The sequence below is a fragment of the Actinoplanes sp. G11-F43 genome (genome assembly GCF_050589265.1).
GTDB lineage: Bacteria > Actinomycetota > Actinomycetes > Mycobacteriales > Micromonosporaceae > Actinoplanes.
Genome location: NZ_JBNZCE010000041.1, coordinates 56,287 through 75,825, shown reverse-complemented (window position 1 = coordinate 75,825; position 19,539 = coordinate 56,287). Strand labels below are relative to the sequence as shown.

Here is a 19,539-nt window from a genome sequence, read left to right as displayed (position 1 = left end):
CCGCAAGTCGGCACACACGCTGTGACCGCAACTCGTGTGCCACCTTTCGGTCCGGAACGCGCCGTAAGGTGGCACGTGGTCAGGCGCCTACCCGGAGCCAGGCGCCGTTCGGGACGCGTACCTCGACCGCGTTCCGGTCCGGGAAGCGGACGTCGGGGCAGCCGTCGACCACCGGCTGCCAGCCGTCGACCGGGTCGTGGACGGCGTGCTGGCGGCAGTGTTTCTCGTCGACGAAACCCCAGGCCATCAGGACATCCCGGCCCTGGTACGAGTAGCGGCCCACGGAGGCGATCCGGTCCCCGTCGGGGCGGCGGAAGAAGTCGGCCCGGAGGCCGGGCACCACGGTCCCCTCGAAATCCGCGTCGGCCGTCGACCGATACGGGACATATGCCGTTAAATCAGGAATTGTCACGCCGGGTTGGTCGCTACGCGGGCCCGGATGGTTCCCGCTCTTTCAGGTGACTCTTCACCTTCGCCCGCAGCGCCCGGCGCGCCAGCGGCCCCAGCTCGTCGACCACCTCCACCAGCACCGCCAGCTGATCAAGAGCGGCCAGCGCCTGCCGGGCCCCGTCCCGGTCCACGCCCTCGAAGAGTTCCAGCCCGACGAACGCCGCCGACACCGCCCGGGCCAGTCCGGGAATGTCCGCCACCTCGGCCACCGGCGACCCGGTCAGGAGCCGGTTCAGCACGATCTGGATCTCGTCGGTCCACAGCTGCAGCGCCGCCGCGGTGGGTTCGGCCAGCCGCTCCCCCGTCTGCGCGGCCGCCAGCATCTGGGCGAGAACGGACACGTTGCCCTCGGCCAGCTCGGCGGCGTGCAGGTCCAGCCCGACCTGCAACAGCTCCCGCAGCGACCCGACCGCCGCGAACCGGTCGGCGTAGGCGCTCACCCGCTGCCGGGTGGCCGACAGGCAGGCCGCGCCGAGCAGCTCGTCGACACTGCCGTAGTGGTAGAACACCAGCGCCTGGTTGGCCCCGGCGGCGGCCGCGATGGTCCGCGCCGAAACCCCGGTGACACCGTGCTCCCGCAACGCGGTCAATGCTCCGTCGAGTAGGCGCTGCTTGGTGTCACTCATGACCGGCCATTCTGCCGCAGGGCCGGGTGCGGCGGTGCGATCAGGGCGCCGGTCACCAGCTGGGCCAGCTGTCTCATCCCGGGAAGAGGCAGGAGCCAGCTCGCGTACGCGGCCGGCAGCCCGGTGTGCCCGAAAGCCCTGGCGACGGCGCCGACCCCACCGGTGGTGTTGCCGTCGTCGCCTTCGTAGCGGGCGCGCCACCGGGTGTGCCGGTGTTCCGCGGCGGGCCGGGCGGTCAGGTTCACGGGTCTCCTTCCGAGCTGCGTGTCCCGGACCCCAGCGCACGGTCCGCAGTCGTCGTCGAACCACACCCGCCCGCCGACGGTCCCGGGGTAAGCCGTATCCGCCTGTCGTCCACCACAAGTCGCCCCGTTTTGAGCGGTTGCTCAACCGGACTGTAGCCGAGTTTGAGCGGTCGCTCAAGTGGGCCCGGCTCTACAGTGGGGGCATGTGGCGTTTCCGGGAGGCGGCCCTGGTCGCCGGGGTGCTCGCGCTCGACGTCGCCACCGCGCTGACCACCGCCGATGACGCCGAGCGGCCGCTGTGGCCGGTCGGGCTGGCGATCGTCGTGGGGTCGGCGGTCGCCCTGTTCTGGCGGCGGCGCTTCCCCTACCCCGTGCTGGCCGTCACCACGACCGCCGCTCTGATCTACTACCCGCTCGGCTTCCCGGACTCGCCGATGGCCCTGGCCATGGTCACCGCGCTGTACACGGTGGCCCGCGACCGCGGCCCCCGCCCGGCACTGCTCGCGGCGGCCGTCCCGGCGGTGGCGTTCGCGGCGATCAGTGGCCCCGGCCTGATCCGGGCGGCGCTCGGCATCGTGCCGTTGCTGCTGCTGCCGGTGGTCCTCGGGGAGATCGCCCGCGGCCGGGCCCGGCAGACCGCCCACGCCGAGGAACGGGCCGCGCTCGCCGAAGCCCGGCTGGCCACCGAGGCCGCCGAGGAGCGGCTGCGGATCGCCCGGGAACTGCACGACGTGCTCGCCCACCAGCTGTCGCTGATCACCGTGCAGTCCGGGGCGGCCCTGCACACCCGGGATCCGGACGGGGCGTTCGCGGCGCTCGGCGCGATCCGGACCGCCGGCCGGGAGGCACTGCATGAGATGCGGACCGTGCTGGACACCCTGCGGCAGGACGATCCGCCGGGGGCCGCCGATCTGGGGCTGTTGTTGGAGCGTACGAAAGCGGCGGGGTTGATCGTCCGGTCCCACGTCGACACGGCCGGGCTGCCGGACGCGGTGCGGCGGGCCGCGTACCGGATCGTGCAGGAAGCCCTGACCAACGTGCTCCGGCACGCGTCCGCGACCAGCGTGGACGTGGAGATCCGGCAGGCCGGTGACCGGGTGGTGGTGACCTTCGGTGACGATGGCAGGGGATCGGTGGCGACCGTCGAGGGGAACGGGATGCGCGGGATGGCGGAACGGGCGGCGGCTCTCGGCGGCACGTTCGAGGCCGGGGCACGGCCCGGCGGCGGGTTCCTGGTCACGGCTGGTCTCCCGGCCGGCGCCCGGTGATCTCCCTGGCGATCGCCGACGACCAGGCGCTGGTCCGGGCCGGATTCCGCACCGTCCTGGCCGGCGAGGACGACCTCACCGTGGTGGCTGAGGCGGCCGACGGCGCGGAGGCGATCCGGGTGGCCCGCCGGGCGCGGCCGGACGTGTTCCTGATGGACATCCGGATGCCCGGGGTGGACGGGGTCGCCGCCACCCGCGAGATCTGCGCGCACACCGGCGTCCGGGTGATCATCCTGACCACCTACGAGTCCGACGACTACGTCTACGGCGCGATCCAGGCCGGGGCCAGCGGTTTCCTGCTCAAGGACATCGAACCCGAAGAGCTGATTCACGCCGTACGGGTGGTGGCCGGTGGTGACGCCCTGCTCGCCCCCTCGGTGACCCGGCGCCTGATCGCCGACGTGGCCGCTCGACGACGGCCGGCGCCCGCCCAGCCTCCGGAGTCGCTGACCGCGCGGGAGGCGGAGATCGTCGACCTGGTGGCGGCCGGGCTGTCCAACGCCGAGATCGGTGCCCGGTTGACGATCAGCTACGCCACCACCAAGACACACGTCAGCCGGATCCTGGCGAAACTGGGCCTGCGGGACCGGGCGCAGCTCGTCGTGTGGGCGTACGAGACCGGCCGCGTACATCCCGGGATGTACTTCCGAACCGGGGACAACACCGATTCCTGACGGCCCTTTCCGGGACCACGATGGAATTCGTGAAACGACGGACTCTTCTCGCCCTGCCATTGTTCGCCGCGGCCTGTTCGTCCGCTCCCCCACGCGCCGCGCCCACCCGCCTGCACATTCCGCCGGTCCTGCCACCGGCGATCGACGCGGACGGCGCCAAACGGTTCACGCTGACCATGCGGGCCGGTTCGAAGACCTGGGGAATCAACGGCGACTTCCTCGGCCCGACCGTTCGGGCCGCCCGCGGCGACACCGTGCGGATGGCGGTCACCAACCGGCTGCCCGAGACGAGCACCCTGCACTGGCACGGGATGCGGCTGCCGGCCCGGATGGACGGCGGCCCGCATCAGATGATCGAACCGGGCGCGACGTGGACCCCGGAATGGACGATCGATCAGCCGTCGATGACGTCGTGGTTCCATCCGCATCTGCATGAGAAGACCGCCATGCACGTCTATCGGGGTGTGGCCGGGCTGTTCCTGGTGAACGATTCCGATGATCCCGCGCTGCCGGATACCTACGGTGTCGACGACATTCCGCTCATCATTCAGGATCGCAATTCCAGCGGCTCGGTCGGCGGCGTCGACAGCGGCACGTTCGGGCTTCTCGGTGACGTCGTCCTGATCAACGGCACGCGCGGGGCGGTGTTCACCGCGACCACCTCACTCGTCCGGTTCCGGCTGCTCAACGCGTCCAACGCCCGGGTGTACCGGGCCGGGTTCGCCGACGGCCGTACCTTCGCGGTGATCGCCGGGGACGCCGGCTTCCTGGAGCGGCCGGCGACCGTGGACCGGGTGAAGATCAGCCCGGGTGAGCGGGTGGAGATCGTGGTCCGGTTCGCGCCCGGCGAGACGGTGGTGATGAACAGCGTCGGCGAGTCCGAGCGCTCCGCCAACGACATCGAGGAAGACGACTTCGACCTGCTCACGGTGGTCGCGGCCGGATCCCTCACGTCGTCACCCGCGCTGCCGTCCGCTCTCGGCGGCACTCCCCCGGAGAGCCCGCCGGCCGGTGCGACGGTCCGCCGGTTCGCGCTGTCCGGCTCGGAGATCAACGACCGGGACATGGACATGACCCGGATCGACGAGGTGGTCCCGGCCGGCGCGCACGAGATCTGGGAGATCGACAACCGGACGTACGCCCACAACTTCCACATCCACGAGGTGGCGTTCCGGATCCTGGAGATCGACGGGCAGCCGCCGCCCGCGTACCAGGCCGGGCCGAAGGACACCGTCTTCCTGCCCAAACACGCCAAGGCCCGGCTGTCGGTACGGTTCGGGCGGCACGTGGATCCGACGGCGCCGTACATGTACCACTGCCACATCCTGCGCCACGAGGACAAAGGCATGATGGGCCAGTTCGTGGTGGTCGAACCCGGCACCGAGGCGCTGGTGGCCCGAACCATCACCGGACACCACGATTAGACCTTTTACCGTCCGCTGTCCCTCCGTTGATCATCTGCTGTACCGCCGTTCGGCACCGTGGAGAGCCCCACCAACGAGGAGGCACTCCGATGGCGAATCGAATCAGCAGGCGAGCACTCGCGGTGACGGCGGCCGGTGTCACCGTGGCGATCGCCGGACCGATGGCGGTGAGCGCCACCGCCTCACCGGGCCAGTCCCGCACCGGCGCCACGGCGCAGCAGGTCCGCTCACTCTTCGACGGGTGGAACCGGGCGCTGGCCACCGGTGACCCGCAGCGGGTCGCCGACCGGTACGCCCGGGACGCGGTCCTGGTCCCGACCGTCTCGAACGACGTCCGGACCGACCGGGCCTCGATCGTCGACTACTTCGAGCACTTCCTGGACAACGAGCCGCAGGCGGTGATCACCGAATCGCACGTGAACGTGCTCGACCCGACGACCGCGGTCGACACCGGCACCTACCGGTTCACCCTCGGCGGGCCGGCCGGCGAGCGGACCGTGGACGCCCGCTACACGTTCGTCTACGAGCTGCGCAACGGCAAGTGGCTGATCGTGAACCACCACTCGTCGGCGATGCCGGCGCCGGTGACAGCGCGGTGACCGGGGCCGGGTGGGCGCCGCGGCCGGCGGCGCTCACCCGGGCCGGAACTCCAGGACCACGGTCAGGCCCGGACCGGTGCCGCCGGTCAGCCGGACCGCACCGCCGTCGTCCTCGACGAGCTGTCTGACGATCGCCAGGCCGAGCCCGGAGCCACCCGCCCGGCTCTCGTCACCCCGCCAGAACCGGTCGAAGGCCCGCTCCCGTAGCTCCGGCGGGATGCCCGGCCCCTGATCCCGGACCGTGATCAGCACCGGTCCGCCCCGGCTCTCCGCAGCGACCGTGATCTCCGTATCCGGCTCGGACACCTCCAGCGCGTTGGCCAGCAGGTTGTCGAGAACCTGCTCCAGATGGCCCCGGGTGATCAGCGCGACCGGGCCCGGCCCGGCGACCACGCCCCGCAGCCGTACGGCCCTCTCGTCGGCGGCCGCCCGCCAGACACCCAGGCGCTCCTCGATCACCTCGGACACCCGGACCGCCTCCGGCGCCGACACGTCCCCCTCGGCCCGGGCCAGCGCGAGCAGCCCGTTGACCAGCCGGCTCATCCGTACCACCTCGGCCGTCGCCTGATCCACGTCCTCGCGGAACAGCGGATCGCCGGCCTGATCGGCGATGTTGTCCAGGGACAGCCGCAACGCCGTCAGCGGGGTACGCAACTGATGGGAGGCGTTCGCGATGAAGGTGCGCTGCGACCCGACCAGACCGTCGATGGTCCCGGCCGCGGTGTTCAGCGTGCGCGCCAGAGTCCGCACCTCGATCGGGCCGGTCTCCTGCACCCGTACGGTCAGGTCGCCGTCCCGCAGCCGGCCGGCCATCCGGATCAGCGCCCGCAGCGGACTGGTCACCCGCCGGGCCAGCAGCACACCGAGCAGTGCCGCGACGATCAGCACCGCTACCGCCAGGCCGGCCCGGAACCCCCAGATCTGCCACTGCCGCTGCTCCATCGGCGCGGACGGGTACGTCACCCGCACCGCACCGGCCACCGTCCCGTCGTCGGCCCGGGCCGGGACCGCGACCACCAGACCCTCGTCGCCGAGCGCCGCCTGGAAGCCCCACTCGACGACCCGCCGGCCGGCCAGAGCCCGCGCGAAGGGGTCATCGGCGGGCAGCCCGGCCCGCGCCCGGTCGCCGAAGACGACGTCGAGCCGGCCCGGGGTCTGGCGCTGGTAGGCGTCGGTCAGCCGTTCCAGGGCGTGCCGGGACGGCATGTCACCGACCGCCACCAGCAGCGCCGCCGTCTCGGCCTCACGGGTCGCCGCGCTCACCGCGTCGTCCCGCAGCTGATCGGCCAGCTGCCAGGCCACCGGCACCGTGAACGCCCCGATCGCGATCGCGACCAGCACCACGTAGCTGACCACCAGCTGGCGGATCATTCGGCGGCCAGCAGCCGGAAGCCGACGCCGCGCACCGTCTCCACGGTGATCACGGCGCCGAGTTTGCGGCGCAACGCCCCGACATGCACGTCGAGGGTCTTGGTGGGGCCGAACCAGTTGCTGTCCCAGACCGCCTCCATGATCTCCTCCCGGGTGAACAGCCGGCCCGGTTCGGTGCTCAGGTAGGCGAGCAGCTCGTACTCCCGGGGCGCCAGCACCACCTCGGCGCCGTCGACGAGCACCCGCCGGGCCCGCTGGTCGATGGTCAGGCGCCCGGAGACGACGGCTTCACCGGCCGGCTGGGCACTGCGGCGCAGCACCGCCCGGATGCGGGCGACCACCTCCCGCATCCCGAACGGCTTCGACACGTAGTCGTCGGCCCCCAGCTCCAGGCCGACGACCCGGTCGATCTCCTCGGCCCGGGCACTGATCACGATGATCGGCACGTCACCGCGGGCCCGTAACTCCCGGCAGACGTCGAGACCGTCGGTGTCCGGCAGCCCCAGATCCAGCAGCACCAGGTCGCAGGGCCCGGCGGCCAGGGCGGAGCGGCCGTCGGTCACCCACTCGACCTCGAAGCCGTACCGGCCGAGGCCACGACGCAGCGACTCCGCGACCGGGCGGTCATCCTCCACGAGAAGCACACGCACCGCGAAAGGGTAGCCGTGATCAACAACGGTCCCGGACAGCGTCGTCGCAGCCCACCGACCCGATCACGGCACTGTGCGACCGGACGCCTACCGACAGGTCACCTTCGGCGGCACTTCGGCAAGCGGACGGACAACAGCCGGACAACGAAGATTTCCCTCAGAAGTTGATCATGTGGCCGGAGAGTCCGTGGATCGCCTCCTTCACCGCCTCACCCAGCGTCGGATGCGCGTGCACGTTGCGGGCCACCTCGGTCACCGTCAGATCCCACTGCTGGGCCAGGGTCAGCTCGGGCAGCAGCTCGGTCACGTCCGGGCCGATCAGGTGGGCGCCGAGCAGTTCGCCGTACTTCGCGTCACTGAGGATCTTGACGAACCCGGTGGCGTCACCCAGGCCGTGCGCCTTACCGTTCGCGGTGAACGGGAACTTCGCCACGCGTACGTCGTACCCACGCTCCCGGGCCTGCTCCTCGGTGTAACCGAAGCTGGCGATCTGCGGCTGGCAGTAGGTGGCCCGCGGGATCATCGCGAAGTCCAGCGTCATCGTCTCCACCCCGGCGATCGTCTCCGCCGCCACCACACCCATCGCCTCGGCGGCGTGCGCCAGCATCAGCTTGGCGGTCACGTCGCCGATGGCGAAAATATGATCCACGCTGGTACGGCCGTGGTCGTCGACGTCGATCGCGCCACGCTCGGTCAGCGCGACTCCGGTCTTCTCCAGCCCGTAACCCTCGACGTTCGGCGCGAACCCGATCGCCTGCAGGACCTTCTCCGCCTCCAGGATCTTCGTGGTGCCGCCCTTGGAGACGGTCACCCGCACCTTCCCGTTGCGCTCGTCGATGCCCTCGACCCTCGTGCCGGTGAGCACCTCGATCCCGAGCTTGCGGTACTGCTTCTGGATCTCCGCCGAGACGTCCCGGTCCTCCAGCGGCAGCATCCGGTCCAGGAACTCCACGATCGTCACCTTGACGCCGTAGTTGTGCAGCACGTACGCGAACTCGACGCCGATCGCCCCGGCACCCGCGATCACGATGCTCTCCGGCAGCTCCCCGTCCAGGATCTGCTCCTCGTAGGTGACCACCCGCTCCGACCGGCTGGTCCCCGGCAGCAGCCGCGGCGTCGCCCCGGTCGCGATGATCGCGTGGTCGAAGGTGATCGTCTGCCCGCCCACGGTCAGCGTGTGCGCGTCGGTGAACACGCCCCGCCCGTCGTACTCCACGATCTTGTTCTTCTTCATCAGGTAGTGCACGCCCTTGACCCGGCCGTCGGCCACCTTGCGGCTGCGCTGGAACGCCGCCCCGTAGTCGAACGACACCTCGCCCTTGATCCCGAAGGTCTTGGCCTCACGGGTGAAGATGTGCGCGAGCTCGGCGTTGCGCAGCAGGGCCTTGGTCGGGATGCAGCCCACGTTGAGGCAGACCCCGCCCCAGTACTTCTCCTCGACGACGGCCACCCGCATGCCGAGCTGGGCCCCACGGATAGCCGCCACGTACCCGCCGGGACCGGCACCCACCACCACGAGATCAAAATGTTCAGCCATGGCCCGGACGATACCCACCGGTTCTCCGCGGAGGCATCTGCCACAGCCCTCAGTCGTGCCAGCTGTCCTGGTTCGCGAAGGACAGCACCTCGAGCGTCGACGGCCCGAAGTCGTTGGTGCTGTCCCGGACGGTGAACCCTTCCGCGGTGAGAATCTCGGTCATGGTCCGGCTCATGATCTCGACAACCACCGTGTAGTGATGAGGCGGCGCCTTCTCATAGCCCGGCACCTCGTCGTCCCCACTCGGTATCGAGCGCCGGAAAGCGTCCGTCAGCGCGCGGTCGGTGTGCCAGGCGATCAGCACCGGGGCGTGGCAGTTCACCAGAACGTCGACTTTCACCTCGGCGCCGATCGTCCCCAACAGCGGAGACATGTGCGGTGCCACGATGGGTAGCCCCGCGGCGGCGAGGGCGTCCCGGACCCGGCCCGCCAGACTCTCCCGGCGGATCAACTCGTCGCGCGGAACCACTTCGATCATGCGCTGTTCCTATCCGAACGAGCACGCCGCCGCAGCGGATACCGCCGAACCTCGTCGCCACGGGCTGGTGGAACGGCACCCCACCGGCCGCTCCCGTCCCCGTCCCGCCCGGCCGTCGCCTGGCGGTCCTCTGGTGGGATTGACCGGTCCCGCTCACAGGTATCGGCTCGCTATCGCCTCCCCCATCCGGATCGCTCCGTCCACGTGCTGGAAGCCCAGCCCGGCGATGTCGGAGCTGGCGAACGACAGGGGTCCGACCTCCTGGCGCAGGTGCGGGCCGTACCGGGTGAGCGAGCCGATGTCGAAGCTGGTGCCGAACGCGCCGACCGTCCACTCGTCGGCCATCCACGGGCTCTCGTAGTAGTGGACCGGTGTCAGGGCCTGCGGACCGTAGTAGGCGGCCAGCGACTCCAGCACCGCCCGCCTGCGATCCTCCGGGGTCAGGGCCAGGATCCGGTCGGCCTTCACGTCGGAGACGAACCCGACCAGGGTGCCCCGGGTCTCGCCGTCGATGTCCTCGTTGGTGTTGTCGTAGGCCTCGTGAACCAGCGCGTACGGGCTGAACGCCGTCCCGGACAGGCCCCGCTCCCGCCAGAACGGGGTGTCGTAGGTGATGTGCAGCTTCACCACCAGCCCGAACGAGATGTGCTGGCGCATCTGGGCCTGGACCGGTGGGAGCGCCGGAACATACCGCACCCGGCTGACCAGTGTCGGCGGCACCGCCATGACGATCTTGCGCCCGGAGTAGCCGGCCCGCTCGGTGAAGACCGTCCCGCCCGCCTCGTCCCACTCGATCCTGGTGACCGCCTCGGACAGGTGCACGGTGCCCTCGGGCAGCCGGGCGGCCAGGGCGAGTGGCACCCGCTGCAGACCACCGACCACCCGGCGGTCCAGGATGAAGTCGGCGTCGACCAGGTGGCTGAACCCACCGGCGGAGGCTGCCATCAGCACCGCGGACAGGGCCGAGAACGAGTGGGCCGGCTTGGTGAGCATCGCCGGGCCGATGTAGAGGCCGATGTTGTCACGGGCCTCGGCGTCCTCGGTCTGCTGGGCCAGCCAGGTCGCGAACGAGATCCGGTCCAGCTCGTCGGCGTCCGGATGCTCCCACGGGGAGAGCGGGTCCATCTGGCCGGCCAGCCGGTCCAGCTCCTTGGTGAGGCGTTCCATCTCGGACTCGGTGTGCGCCGGGACCGGGAACTGCTCCCCCTCGAACGTCCTCCGCACCCCGTCGGCGCCGATGTAGACGGACTCGCCGGCCCGGTACCGCGAATACATCTCCAGCCCCAGCTCGTCGAGCAGGGCCAGCAGCGCGGTCTGGTCCGGGGAGACCCACTGGCCGCCGACCTCGAGGCGGACGCCCTCGATGTCCTCGGTGAGCAGGCGGCCGCCGACCCGGTCGCGGGCCTCCAGCACGAGCACGCTGCGGCCCGCGGCGTGCAGGCGGTTGGCGATGGTCAGCCCGGTGACACCGGCCCCGACCACCACGACGTCGAAGTCGGTCACGGTATACCTCCAGATACGGCGGGTTCCTGCTGAGTTTCGGCGGGTTCCCGCTGGGTGACGGCGGGTTCCTGCTGGGTGATGCAGTGGATGCCGCCACCGCGCGCGAAGATCGCCCGGGCGTCGACACCGATCACCCGGCGGCCGGGATAGGCGGCCGCCAGGATCTCCAGCGCGGCGGCGTCCCGCGGATCGTCGAACGTGCAGGCGACAACACCGGAATTACAGACCAGATGATTGACGTACGAGTGATCGACCGGTCCGCCCTCGTCCTCGATCTCCTCGGGCGCGGGCAGCTCGACAACCGTCCAGCCGGGTTTCAGCGCACTCCGGAACAACTCGTCCAGCTCGTGATCGGGATGCCGTGGGTCGCGCTGCCGATGCAGCAGCACCGTCCCCGGGCGCGGGAAGGCGGCCACGATGTCGACGTGCCCGCGGGTGCCGAACTCGCCGTAGTCACGAGTCAGCCCGCGCGGCATCCACACCACCTCGTGCACACCGAGGGTGCGCATCAGTTCGGCCTCGACGCCGGCTCGGCTCCAGCCGGGGTTGCGGCCCGGGTCGAGCTGAACGGTCTCGGTCACCAGCACGGTGCCGTGCCCGTCGACATGGATGCCGCCGCCCTCGTTGACCAGGTCGGAGCTGATGATGGTGGCGCCGGCCCACTCGGCGACCTGCCGGGCGATCCTCGCGTCGCGCTCCCACGACGCCCAGCTCTGCCCGCCCCAGCCGTTGAACACCCAGTCGACGGCGCCGAGCCCGCCCGGCCCGACCACGAAGGTGGGGCCGATGTCACGCATCCACGCGTCGTCCAGAGGCGCCTCGAAGAACTCGACGGCGCCGCCCAGCCAGCGCCAGGCGTCCTTGACGGCCGACGGGTCGACGACCATGCGGACCGGTTCGAACTCGGCGACCGCGAGGGCCACCGAAGCCCAGGCCTCACGCGCGTCGTCGCCGTCGGTGTAGCCGGAGGACGGCCAGGCCATCCAGGTGCACGTGTGCGGCTCGGTCTCGGCCGGCATCCGCCACGTGGTGCCGCCGGTCATGTCAGCCCGCCGTAGGTGTCGGGACGCCGGGTGCGCAGGAACGGGAACAGGGTCAGCCAGTCCCGTCGCTGGTCCAGGTCCAGATCGGCGACCAGGACGGCCTCCTCGTCGCGGGGGGCCTGAGCGAGGATCCGCCCGTACGGGTCGACGATGAACGACGAACCGTAGAAGCTGATCCGGCCCTCGTCGCCGGTACGGTTCGGGACGACCATGAACAGTCCGTTGGCGATGGCGTGCCCGACGATGACCTGCTGCCACAGCGGCTGGGTGTCGAAGTCGGGGTGGTCGGGCTCGGAACCGATCGCCGTCGGGTAGGCCAGGACGTCGGCGCCGGCCAGCGCATAGGACCGGGCGACCTCGGGGAACCACTCGTCCCAGCAGGTCGGCAGACCGTAGCCGACCCCATCGAACCGGTGCACCGGATAGGCCTCGGCGGCCGGGCCGGGGCGGAAATACTTGTCCTCCACATAGCCCTCGGTCACCGGGAGGTGCGTCTTGCGGGTCTTCGCCACGACAGCACCGGACTCGTCGACCAGGATCGCCGAGTTGTAGCCGAGGCCGTCACCCAGGTCGACCTTCTCATACAGCGACGCGTGCACCAGGATCCGGTGCCGGGCGGCGGCCTCCGCGGCGAACGCGACGGTGGGCCCGCCGAGCAGATCCTCGGCCGCGTCGACGGCCTTGCCCACCGGGTCTTCGAAGGCTGGATACTTCGAGAGCGTCAGCTCGGGCAGGAAGACGATGCCCGCTCCCGCCTCGGCGGCCTGTGCGATGCCGTCGTGGAGCACCGACCGCAGCTCGCCGAGGTCGGGCCGCCACCGGTGCTGCACCAGGCCGACGCGCAGCGCTGGGCGGGCCGGCTCGTCGACACGTGCCGGCGAGTCGAGGACCGCTGACCGGATCAGTTCCATGGCCATCCTTCGACGAGAGTGTTGGGTCGAACCCTAACGAACTGCATTCGTTTCAATATGGTGGCGTTGCTCACCCTTAGCAAGGGATTCCGTCGTACGGAACCGTAAAATCCAAGGTTTCCGCAGTCGGCGCGTGGCCTGCCTCAAGTATGGCGAGGGAGCCTGGTCAGGAAATCGGACCAGGGTCCGATGTTTGCCGGTGGCCGCCGGTGTCAAGGTGGACCGCGACGTCGTACAACAGCCGGACCGGCTCGCCGTGGCTGACGCCGACGAAGACGGGCTCGCCCGCCGGCGTCCGGCCACTGCGCCAGACCGCCTCACGGGCGGCGTCCACCGAGTCCCGGTGTGCTCGGCCCGCCAGGTGCAGGTCCATCACCCGGCGGGCGGTCTTGCGGTCGCTCTCCAACTGAATCCGCAGGAGTGCCATGCCGCTCTCCTTGAACAGTGTTAATCCAACTTACCGACGATAAGTTTAAGATAGGCCGGTGACCTCGATATGGCTACGCGACGAGACTTCACGCTCCCGCCGTTCACCGCAGCTCACGGTGGGCCGGATCGTCACCGCGGCGGTCGGGCTGCTCGACGAGGAGGGCACCGACGGGCTGACCATGCGCAAGCTGGCGCAGCGGCTGGAGGTGACGTCCACCGCTCTCTACTGGCATGTGCGCACCAAGGACGACGTGCTCGACCTGGCGGTGGACGAGGTGTTCGGCGAGGTGGTGATCCCACCGGTGAGCCCGGACTGGACGGCCGACGTGCGGGCGCTGCTGCACGGCTGGCGCGCCACGATGCTCATTCACCCGTGGGCGCCGGCGCTGATCGGCCGCCCGATGCTGGGGCCCAATGTGCTGGCCCGCACCGAGTTCCTGCAGGCCGGCCTGGTCCGCGGCGGGCTGTCCGGCGAGCGGCTGGCGGTGACCACCCGGCTGCTGGCCAACTATGTGATCGGCGCGGCGGTCACCGAGGCCACGTGGCGGCGATCTCCGGGAGGCGAGGCCCGTCGGCACGTCACGGCCTCCCCCACCACCTATCCCACGCTGATCGATTCCGGCCATCTGGACGAGTCCCGCTGGCCCGAGGACGTCCTGTTCGCACGTGGGCTGGACGCCCTCCTCGCGCTCTGATCAGCGCGGCGGCAGGGCTCCCGGAATCGCCGGCGCGGCCGATCCGCACGTGGGCCGGGCCCTCGGTGGTGCGCACGGGCCCGGAGCCGTCTCCTCACTTCCGCCCCGCCCCGGCACAAGCCGTGCGGGCCGGGATGCGAGCATGGCCGCGTGATGACGACGAGCCGTGGACTCCTGCGGGCCGCCACCCCGGGCGATTGCGGAGCGCTGCTGCAGCTGTGGACGCTGCTGTTCGGCAGTGCCGCCGAGGAGCCGTGGCGGGGTCACGCCGCAGATTGGTTCGCGCGGCGGGTCGAGTGCGAGGCGACGGCCCGGTTCCCGGTGATCGAGGTCGACGGCATGGTGGTCGCCACCGCGGTCGGAGCCTTGGACCCCGATTGTGTGCGGGGACGCACCGTTCGCCTGATGAACGTCTTCACCCTGGCGAGCCATCGTGGGCAGGGTTTCGGAACGATACTCGTGCTCGACGTGCTGGGCTGGGCCCGGTCCATCGCTGCCGACCGGGTCGACCTGAGCGCCACCGCGGATGGGCGGCGCCTCTACGAACGCCTGGGCTTCACGACGACCACCACCCGGCGCATGAACCTGGTCCTCTGACCGGCCGCTCACCATATGGTCCCCGGGCACGGCTCCACGGCGGTTCGGGATCACCTTCGGCCGGTGTCCGGCGTTCGTTCTTCTTCGCCGCCGGCGATTCTGTCCACCAGGGTGGCGATCAGGTCTTCGGCTGTGGTGCCGCCCCACTTGGGGTCGGCCAGCTGGTTGCCCACCTCCATGCCGGCGATACCGCCGGCGCTGGCGATCAGCAGCGCGCCGTAGTGCCGGGACTCCGCCTCGCCCACCAGGTCCGCGATGATCGCCAGAAAGTCGGTCTGGCTGCGCTGGGCGGCTCGGGCCAGAGCGTCCGGATCACCCGGCGGGCGGCTGAACATCAGTCGGTAGAGATGTGGGCGGGTGCGGCCGATGTCGACCATTCCCATCAGGCCGGCCTTCAGTTTCCGCCGGGTGGACAAGTCCGGCGCGGCACGCAGGGCCGCCATCTGGTCGGCGACCCGGTCCCATGCCTGGACGCCGATCGCGATCAGCAGGCTCTCCTTGTCGGCGAAGTGCCGGTAGGGCGCTCCACGGGTCACCCCGGCCCGCGCGCCCACACCACGCAGCGTGACCGCGTCCGGTCCGCCGTCGTCGAGCAGGTCGGTGGCCGCCGCCAGGAGGGCGCTTCGGGTGGCGGCGGCGGATTCCGAGCGGCTGATCATGCGATTCATCGTATCGAGCCTGGGATGACACCGTCACCTCAAAAGGTTGACAGCGTCATCCGGAGGGCGCCAGGTCGGCTGAAGCCGAGGGGAGGACTGAGCCGTGCGTCGTGTTGGAGGTGCCGGAGATTTGGATTGCACGGTCACCACCGAGATCAGAACGATCGCTCCACCGGCCCACTGAAGTGGAGACAGCGACTCACCCAGGAGAGACGCCGCCAGGGCCGCTGTCACCACGGGCTCTGCGGTGGAGAGGATCGCGGCCGTGGAGGGTCCGGTTCGGCGCAGGCCGGCGAAGAACGTCAGTGCGGCCAGGACTGTCGACATCACGGCTATGGCTGCCAGCCAGAGCCAGCCGGACGGGGCGAAGTTCACGTCGGGGCCGCCGGTCGCCGCTGACCGGACGACCAGGGCGGCCGACGCGCCGGCCATCACCGTCGCGGTGAGCGGTACCGGTGGCACCTGCTGGACCACACGATCGGAGACCAGGATGTAGAGCGTGTAGGTGAGGGCCGAGCCCAGCGCCAGCGTCACACCCAGCGGATTCAGCATGCCGACGCCCCCGCCCAGCAGCACCAGGAGTGTGCCGGTCGAGGCTGCCAGCAGGGCTGCGACTCGGGCGGGTGTCAGGAGGTCCCGGCCCAGCAGGGCGGCGATCGCGGTCACCATCAGCGGATAGGTGTAGAGGATCAGTGCGAGAAGTGACGCGTCCATCACCGTCAGCGCCTCGAAGAACAGGGTGGCCTGCGTGGCGTAACCGACGGCGCCCAGACCCAGCGCCACGACCAGGTGCCGGCCCCGTGGGCGGGCCCACGGGCCTGCCGCGACCAGCACCGCCAGGATCAGCGCGGCCAGCGTGAAACGGATCAGGAGGAGAGTCGGCGCGGTGACTCCGGCGACGTAGGCGTACTTGCCGAAGATTGCCATCGCCCCGAAGCAGGCGGCGGAGATCAGACACAGCAGCGGTCCCATCCATCGAGCATCAGCCCGCCCGACCGTTCAGGTCCAGTGATGATTATTGGAGATCAATGGTTAGATATTGTGCATGGATCTGAGGCGGCTGCGATTTCTTCGGGAGTTCGAGGAGCGGGGCACCCTCGGAGCGGTGGCCACTGCCCTCGGCTACAGCCCGTCGGCCGTGTCGCAGCAGCTCGCCGTGCTGGAGAAGGAGGCCGGCGCGGTTCTGCTGGAGAAGGCCGGCCGCGGGGTGCGACTCACCGACGCCGGGCGGCTGCTGGCACGGCACGCGCGGATCCTGCTGGCCGCGGCGGAGGCGGCCGAGTCGGATCTGGCGGCACTCGACTCGACCGGGCGGGGCATGCTGCGGGGCACGGTCCGGGCCGGTGGGCTGCAGTCGGCGGCTCGACGGCTGCTCGTTCCGGCGGTGGCCCGGGTGATGGCCGAGCATCCGGGTGTGCGGCTGGAGATCTCCGAACTGGAGCTGGAGCAGGCGCTGCCGGAGTTGCGGCTGGGGTCGGTCGATCTGGTGATCAGTGACGAGTACGACGGGCAGCCCCGGCCACGGCCGGACGGTGTGCGGCTCACACCCCTGCTCGCCGAGCCGTCCCGGGTGGTGCTGTCCGCCACGCACCCGCTGGCCGTGGTGGGTGGGCCGGTGCCGCTGGCGGCGCTGCGGGGCGAGGCGTGGGTGTCGTCGCACGAGGGCACCGGCCATCACGCCATGGTCGTCGGCACCTGTCGTGCGCTCGGTGGCTTCGACCCGGACCTGCGGCACCACTCCAACGATGCCGGCGTACAGCTGGAACTGGTTCGTCTCACCGGCGCCGTCGCCCTCCTGCCGCTGCTCACACTGCCGCAACCGGGCGCCGGCCTGGCCTACCGTGAGGTGACCGGATCGGTGTTGGGCCGCCGCCTGTTCGCGGTGACCAGGGATGGACCGCCGTCCCCGGCACTGACCGCCTTCCTCACCGCGGTCATCGCCCAGGCCCGCGACCTGACCGACGGCCGCGCCGCGGACCCGGACAGAAGTGCGGCAGACCCAGACAGAAGTGCGGCAGAGCCAGATAGAAGTGCGGCGGACGCGGCGAGGCAAGCGGTGACGACAGACAACAGCGCGGCGGACGCGGTGGGACAGGCCGCGGGGACGATCAGCTGACGGTGGCCAGCGCGTGGGTGACCGACGACGGCGCGGCGGGGAGTAACGGCAAGCGGACCGCCGGGGTCGGGATGCGGCCCTGGGTGTGCAGGACGCCCTTGAGGACACTGGGGTTGGGCTCGGCGAACAGGGCCCGGGCCAGCGGCACCAGCCGGTTGCCCAGGTGGCGGGCGCGGGCATGATCGCCGGACTGCCACGCGGTGGCCAAGCGAACGAACGCACGGGTGTCCACATGCGCCGAAGCCAGAATGCCGCCGTGTGCGCCGATCGCCAGCAGCGGGGAGATCAGGGCGTCGTCGCCGCCGAGCAGGGCGAAGCCGTCCGGCATATCCGCCACCAGCGCGACCGTGGTGTCGTCGATGACGGTGGTGGCGTACTTCATGCCGATCACGCCGGGGATGCCGGCCAGGTGGAGCAGGGCCTCCGCCGACAGCGTCTGGCCGGTCCGCTGCGGGACGTGATAGATCACCAGGGGTACGGTCGCGGCGAGCACCTCGAAGTGGGCGATCACCCCGGCCTCACCGGGGCGGACGAACGCGGGCACAGTGCTCAGCGCCGCCGTCACCCCCGGCCGTTCGGCCAGATCCGGACGGGCGCCGACCAGGAGCGGTGTGCCGTACTCGCGGCTGACCGTGACCGCCACCTCGACGACCGCGTCCTGCTCGGCGGGGGTCAGCGACGCCGGTTCGCCGGTGGTGCCCAGCGCCACCAGCCCGGACGCCCCGGCGTCCAGGACGTCACGGGCCAGGCGGTCCAGGGCGTCCAGTGCCACCGCACCGTCGGCGTCGAAGGGAGTGATCAGTGGTACGAGGATGCCGTTCAGTGCCATGCACCCAGCCTCGATGGTGTCGAGCATCAGGTCCAGTTCACGATCGCGAGGCTGACCGTAAGCTGAACTTATGCTCGACGTACGCCGCCTCCGTCTGCTCTGTGATCTGTCCCGCCTGGGCACGATCGCCGCCGTCGCCGAGACCCACACATACACCCCGTCGGCTGTCTCGCAACAGCTCTCCGCGCTGGAACGGGAGGCGGGAGTGGCCTTGCTGGAACGTACCGGCCGAAAGGTCTCCCTGACCGGCGCCGGCCGGGTCCTGGTCGCCCACGCCGAGACCGTCCTGGCCGCCCTGGAACAAACCGAGGCAGCGCTCGCCGCCGCCACCACCGGGCCCTCCGGTGAGCTGCGCATCGGCGCGTTCCCCAGCGCGATCAGCACCCTGCTCACCCCGGCCCTGGTGACCCTGGGTGAACGGCACGCCGGGCTGGAGCTGATGGTGACCGAGATCGATCCGGCGGACGTGCCGGCCGCGTTGCTGGACCGGCGGCTCGACGTCGGGCTGATCCAGGACTGGGATGTCGCTCCCCGGCCACCCGACCAGGGGCTGGACAGCGTGCCGCTGCTCGACGAGACCGTCCATCTGGCCGTCGGCGGGCCGGTCGGCGCGGGTCTCGCGGAGCACCGGGACGCGGACTGGATCCTGGCCACCCCGGGCACGCTCTGTCACACCGCGACCCTGCAGATCTGCCGGGCGGCCGGGTTCGTGCCGCGCGGCCGGCACCGGGTGGACGACTTCGGCACCGTGCTGGCCCTGGTCGCCGCCGGGCAGGGGGTCGCGGTGGTCCCGCAACTGGCGACCGGCCGGCTGCCCTCGGGCGTGTCACTGCTTCCGCTGCCGACCCGGCGCCGGACCCGGGTGGCGTTCCGCACGGGCGCCGCCGTCCATCCGGCCGTGTCAGCGTTCCTCGGCGCGCTCCAGCACGGATGAGAACTCCGCATAGGTTCGTTCGATCTCACCCTCATGACTGTGTACGAATCGGACCGCTGGGCGGGTCGCCATCAGTGCCGTCAGCCGGTCGTACATCGCCGCCAGCTCGGCCGGATCGAGGACACCCTCGCCGTCGCGGAGCACGAACCGGCGCAGGGCGTCCTCCCGGCTGTCGATCAGGACGATCTCGTGGAAGGCACAACCCAGCTCGGCGGCGAGGGCCTCGGCCTGCTCGATGAACCGCGGGCGGGCCAGCAGCTGCGGGACGATCACGTCGTACCCACTGGTCAGATGGGTCCGGGCGGCGGCCAGGGCGATGTCGCGGGCCAGCAGCCCGGCCGGTCCGGCATGGTCACGCCATGCGCCGAGCAGATCGCGGACGCGGTCGATGTCCAGATCGAGGGCGAGCGGGTGCCGGTCGGCGAACATCCGGGCGAGCGTGGACTTGCCGCAGGCCGGAGGGCCGTTGAGCAGGATCAGCCGGGGCATTCCCGAATCATA

Annotated in this window: 23 protein-coding genes; 8 read left to right on the top strand and 15 right to left on the bottom strand. The window is 70.9% G+C overall.

Annotated elements, in window-relative coordinates; all coding sequences use genetic code 11:
- Nucleotides 1-79: 79 nt before the first annotated feature.
- From ACQ0O7_RS36710 to ACQ0O7_RS36700, 3 genes are all read right to left on the bottom strand, one after another.
- Entirely contained in the window at nucleotides 80-340 is a 261-nt protein-coding gene (locus ACQ0O7_RS36710) for a hypothetical protein (protein ID WP_430789432.1), read from the bottom strand.
- An 85-nt stretch (nucleotides 341-425) separates the two neighbouring features.
- Complete coding sequence (locus tag ACQ0O7_RS36705) at nucleotides 426-1,076, bottom strand: TetR family transcriptional regulator (RefSeq protein WP_430789430.1); 651 nt, start codon at nucleotides 1,074-1,076, stop codon at nucleotides 426-428.
- Nucleotides 1,073-1,321 carry a hypothetical protein gene (locus tag ACQ0O7_RS36700; RefSeq protein ID WP_430789428.1) on the bottom strand — a complete coding sequence of 83 codons (249 nt, stop codon included), beginning with the start codon at nucleotides 1,319-1,321 and terminating at the stop codon, nucleotides 1,073-1,075. The genes ACQ0O7_RS36705 and ACQ0O7_RS36700 overlap by 4 nt, the downstream gene beginning before the upstream one ends.
- Nucleotides 1,322-1,524: 203 nt before the next feature.
- On the opposite strand from ACQ0O7_RS36700, the gene ACQ0O7_RS36695 reads away from it, so the two are divergent.
- From ACQ0O7_RS36695 to ACQ0O7_RS36680, 4 genes are all read left to right on the top strand, one after another.
- Complete coding sequence (locus ACQ0O7_RS36695) at nucleotides 1,525-2,589, top strand: sensor histidine kinase (RefSeq protein WP_430789426.1); 1,065 nt, start codon at nucleotides 1,525-1,527, stop codon at nucleotides 2,587-2,589.
- Nucleotides 2,586-3,263 carry a response regulator gene (locus ACQ0O7_RS36690; RefSeq protein ID WP_430789424.1) on the top strand — a complete coding sequence of 226 codons (678 nt, stop codon included), beginning with the start codon at nucleotides 2,586-2,588 and terminating at the stop codon, nucleotides 3,261-3,263. Before ACQ0O7_RS36695 ends, ACQ0O7_RS36690 begins: the two co-directional genes overlap by 4 nt.
- A gap of 29 nt (nucleotides 3,264-3,292) precedes the next feature.
- The gene (locus ACQ0O7_RS36685; RefSeq protein WP_430789422.1) at nucleotides 3,293-4,687 is read left to right on the top strand and encodes a multicopper oxidase family protein; all 1,395 of its coding nucleotides are present in this window, start codon (nucleotides 3,293-3,295) and stop codon (nucleotides 4,685-4,687) included.
- 89 nt (nucleotides 4,688-4,776) lie between these two features.
- Nucleotides 4,777-5,286, top strand: coding sequence for an SgcJ/EcaC family oxidoreductase (locus ACQ0O7_RS36680; protein ID WP_430789420.1), 510 nt, complete (start codon nucleotides 4,777-4,779; stop codon nucleotides 5,284-5,286).
- Nucleotides 5,287-5,319: 33 nt separating this feature from the next.
- On the opposite strand, the gene ACQ0O7_RS36675 is transcribed toward ACQ0O7_RS36680, so the two are convergent.
- From ACQ0O7_RS36675 to ACQ0O7_RS36640, 8 genes are all read right to left on the bottom strand, one after another.
- Nucleotides 5,320-6,657: an ATP-binding protein gene (locus ACQ0O7_RS36675; RefSeq protein ID WP_430789418.1), complete on the bottom strand. Its 1,338-nt coding sequence runs from the start codon at nucleotides 6,655-6,657 to the stop codon at nucleotides 5,320-5,322.
- A complete protein-coding gene (locus tag ACQ0O7_RS36670; protein ID WP_430789416.1) occupies nucleotides 6,654-7,307 on the bottom strand; it encodes a response regulator transcription factor in 654 nt (217 codons plus the stop codon). Before ACQ0O7_RS36670 ends, ACQ0O7_RS36675 begins: the two co-directional genes overlap by 4 nt.
- A 157-nt stretch (nucleotides 7,308-7,464) precedes the next feature.
- Nucleotides 7,465-8,844, bottom strand: a complete 1,380-nt coding sequence (gene lpdA, locus ACQ0O7_RS36665; RefSeq protein WP_430789414.1) for a dihydrolipoyl dehydrogenase — start codon at nucleotides 8,842-8,844, stop codon at nucleotides 7,465-7,467.
- Between the two features lie 49 nt (nucleotides 8,845-8,893).
- A complete protein-coding gene (locus tag ACQ0O7_RS36660; protein WP_430789412.1) occupies nucleotides 8,894-9,322 on the bottom strand; it encodes a hypothetical protein in 429 nt (142 codons plus the stop codon).
- A 153-nt stretch (nucleotides 9,323-9,475) separates the two neighbouring features.
- The gene (locus ACQ0O7_RS36655; protein ID WP_430789410.1) at nucleotides 9,476-10,825 is read right to left on the bottom strand and encodes a flavin monoamine oxidase family protein; all 1,350 of its coding nucleotides are present in this window, start codon (nucleotides 10,823-10,825) and stop codon (nucleotides 9,476-9,478) included.
- Complete coding sequence (locus tag ACQ0O7_RS36650; RefSeq protein ID WP_430789408.1) at nucleotides 10,822-11,868, bottom strand: agmatine deiminase family protein; 1,047 nt, start codon at nucleotides 11,866-11,868, stop codon at nucleotides 10,822-10,824. The genes ACQ0O7_RS36655 and ACQ0O7_RS36650 overlap by 4 nt, the downstream gene beginning before the upstream one ends.
- Entirely contained in the window at nucleotides 11,865-12,779 is a 915-nt protein-coding gene (locus tag ACQ0O7_RS36645; RefSeq protein WP_430789406.1) for a nitrilase-related carbon-nitrogen hydrolase, read from the bottom strand. The genes ACQ0O7_RS36650 and ACQ0O7_RS36645 overlap by 4 nt, the downstream gene beginning before the upstream one ends.
- A 166-nt stretch (nucleotides 12,780-12,945) precedes the next feature.
- The gene (locus ACQ0O7_RS36640) at nucleotides 12,946-13,206 is read right to left on the bottom strand and encodes a hypothetical protein (RefSeq protein ID WP_430789404.1); all 261 of its coding nucleotides are present in this window, start codon (nucleotides 13,204-13,206) and stop codon (nucleotides 12,946-12,948) included.
- A 58-nt stretch (nucleotides 13,207-13,264) separates the two neighbouring features.
- Between ACQ0O7_RS36640 and ACQ0O7_RS36635 the strand changes: the two genes are divergently transcribed.
- Both ACQ0O7_RS36635 and ACQ0O7_RS36630 read left to right on the top strand, forming a co-directional pair.
- On the top strand, nucleotides 13,265-13,903 hold the full coding sequence (locus ACQ0O7_RS36635) for a TetR/AcrR family transcriptional regulator (protein ID WP_430789402.1): 639 nt from the start codon (nucleotides 13,265-13,267) through the stop codon (nucleotides 13,901-13,903).
- A 153-nt stretch (nucleotides 13,904-14,056) separates the two neighbouring features.
- Nucleotides 14,057-14,500, top strand: a complete 444-nt coding sequence (locus ACQ0O7_RS36630; protein WP_430789438.1) for a GNAT family N-acetyltransferase — start codon at nucleotides 14,057-14,059, stop codon at nucleotides 14,498-14,500.
- A 50-nt stretch (nucleotides 14,501-14,550) separates the two neighbouring features.
- On the opposite strand, the gene ACQ0O7_RS36625 is transcribed toward ACQ0O7_RS36630, so the two are convergent.
- Nucleotides 14,551-15,159, bottom strand: coding sequence for a TetR/AcrR family transcriptional regulator (locus ACQ0O7_RS36625; RefSeq protein WP_430789400.1), 609 nt, complete (start codon nucleotides 15,157-15,159; stop codon nucleotides 14,551-14,553).
- Nucleotides 15,160-15,192: 33 nt separating this feature from the next.
- Complete coding sequence (locus ACQ0O7_RS36620; RefSeq protein ID WP_430789398.1) at nucleotides 15,193-16,131, bottom strand: EamA family transporter; 939 nt, start codon at nucleotides 16,129-16,131, stop codon at nucleotides 15,193-15,195.
- Between the two features lie 73 nt (nucleotides 16,132-16,204).
- On the opposite strand from ACQ0O7_RS36620, the gene ACQ0O7_RS36615 reads away from it, so the two are divergent.
- Nucleotides 16,205-17,275 carry a LysR family transcriptional regulator gene (locus ACQ0O7_RS36615; RefSeq protein WP_430789396.1) on the top strand — a complete coding sequence of 357 codons (1,071 nt, stop codon included), beginning with the start codon at nucleotides 16,205-16,207 and terminating at the stop codon, nucleotides 17,273-17,275.
- Here ACQ0O7_RS36615 and ACQ0O7_RS36610 read toward each other — a convergent pair.
- On the bottom strand, nucleotides 17,268-18,104 hold the full coding sequence (locus tag ACQ0O7_RS36610; RefSeq protein WP_430789394.1) for a dihydrodipicolinate synthase family protein: 837 nt from the start codon (nucleotides 18,102-18,104) through the stop codon (nucleotides 17,268-17,270). The two genes, ACQ0O7_RS36615 and ACQ0O7_RS36610, sit on opposite strands and share 8 nt — an antisense overlap.
- A 70-nt stretch (nucleotides 18,105-18,174) precedes the next feature.
- On the opposite strand from ACQ0O7_RS36610, the gene ACQ0O7_RS36605 reads away from it, so the two are divergent.
- Complete coding sequence (locus ACQ0O7_RS36605) at nucleotides 18,175-19,038, top strand: LysR family transcriptional regulator (RefSeq protein WP_430789392.1); 864 nt, start codon at nucleotides 18,175-18,177, stop codon at nucleotides 19,036-19,038.
- Here the strand turns inward: ACQ0O7_RS36605 and ACQ0O7_RS36600 are convergent.
- Nucleotides 19,006-19,527 carry an AAA family ATPase gene (locus ACQ0O7_RS36600; protein WP_430789390.1) on the bottom strand — a complete coding sequence of 174 codons (522 nt, stop codon included), beginning with the start codon at nucleotides 19,525-19,527 and terminating at the stop codon, nucleotides 19,006-19,008. The two genes, ACQ0O7_RS36605 and ACQ0O7_RS36600, sit on opposite strands and share 33 nt — an antisense overlap.
- Nucleotides 19,528-19,539: the final 12 nt, after the last annotated feature.

Excerpts from the sequence above, each read along its gene's own strand:
- ACQ0O7_RS36705 (WP_430789430.1), bottom strand. The coding sequence starts at position 1,076 with ATGAGTGACACCAAGCAGCGCCTACTCGACGGAGCATTGACCGCGTTG.
- ACQ0O7_RS36600 (WP_430789390.1), bottom strand. The coding sequence starts at position 19,527 with ATGCCCCGGCTGATCCTGCTCAACGGCCCTCCGGCCTGCGGCAAGTCC.
- ACQ0O7_RS36625 (WP_430789400.1), bottom strand. The coding sequence starts at position 15,159 with ATGATCAGCCGCTCGGAATCCGCCGCCGCCACCCGAAGCGCCCTCCTG.
- ACQ0O7_RS36630 (WP_430789438.1), top strand. The coding sequence starts at position 14,057 with ATGACGACGAGCCGTGGACTCCTGCGGGCCGCCACCCCGGGCGATTGC.
- lpdA (WP_430789414.1), bottom strand. The coding sequence starts at position 8,844 with ATGGCTGAACATTTTGATCTCGTGGTGGTGGGTGCCGGTCCCGGCGGG.
- ACQ0O7_RS36610 (WP_430789394.1), bottom strand. The coding sequence starts at position 18,104 with ATGGCACTGAACGGCATCCTCGTACCACTGATCACTCCCTTCGACGCC.
- ACQ0O7_RS36620 (WP_430789398.1), bottom strand. The coding sequence starts at position 16,131 with ATGGGACCGCTGCTGTGTCTGATCTCCGCCGCCTGCTTCGGGGCGATG.
- ACQ0O7_RS36695 (WP_430789426.1), top strand. The coding sequence starts at position 1,525 with ATGTGGCGTTTCCGGGAGGCGGCCCTGGTCGCCGGGGTGCTCGCGCTC.
- ACQ0O7_RS36605 (WP_430789392.1), top strand. The coding sequence starts at position 18,175 with ATGCTCGACGTACGCCGCCTCCGTCTGCTCTGTGATCTGTCCCGCCTG.
- ACQ0O7_RS36660 (WP_430789412.1), bottom strand. The coding sequence starts at position 9,322 with ATGATCGAAGTGGTTCCGCGCGACGAGTTGATCCGCCGGGAGAGTCTG.
- ACQ0O7_RS36645 (WP_430789406.1), bottom strand. The coding sequence starts at position 12,779 with ATGGAACTGATCCGGTCAGCGGTCCTCGACTCGCCGGCACGTGTCGAC.
- ACQ0O7_RS36640 (WP_430789404.1), bottom strand. The coding sequence starts at position 13,206 with ATGGCACTCCTGCGGATTCAGTTGGAGAGCGACCGCAAGACCGCCCGC.
- ACQ0O7_RS36680 (WP_430789420.1), top strand. The coding sequence starts at position 4,777 with ATGGCGAATCGAATCAGCAGGCGAGCACTCGCGGTGACGGCGGCCGGT.
- ACQ0O7_RS36650 (WP_430789408.1), bottom strand. The coding sequence starts at position 11,868 with ATGACCGGCGGCACCACGTGGCGGATGCCGGCCGAGACCGAGCCGCAC.
- ACQ0O7_RS36615 (WP_430789396.1), top strand. The coding sequence starts at position 16,205 with ATGGATCTGAGGCGGCTGCGATTTCTTCGGGAGTTCGAGGAGCGGGGC.
- ACQ0O7_RS36675 (WP_430789418.1), bottom strand. The coding sequence starts at position 6,657 with ATGATCCGCCAGCTGGTGGTCAGCTACGTGGTGCTGGTCGCGATCGCG.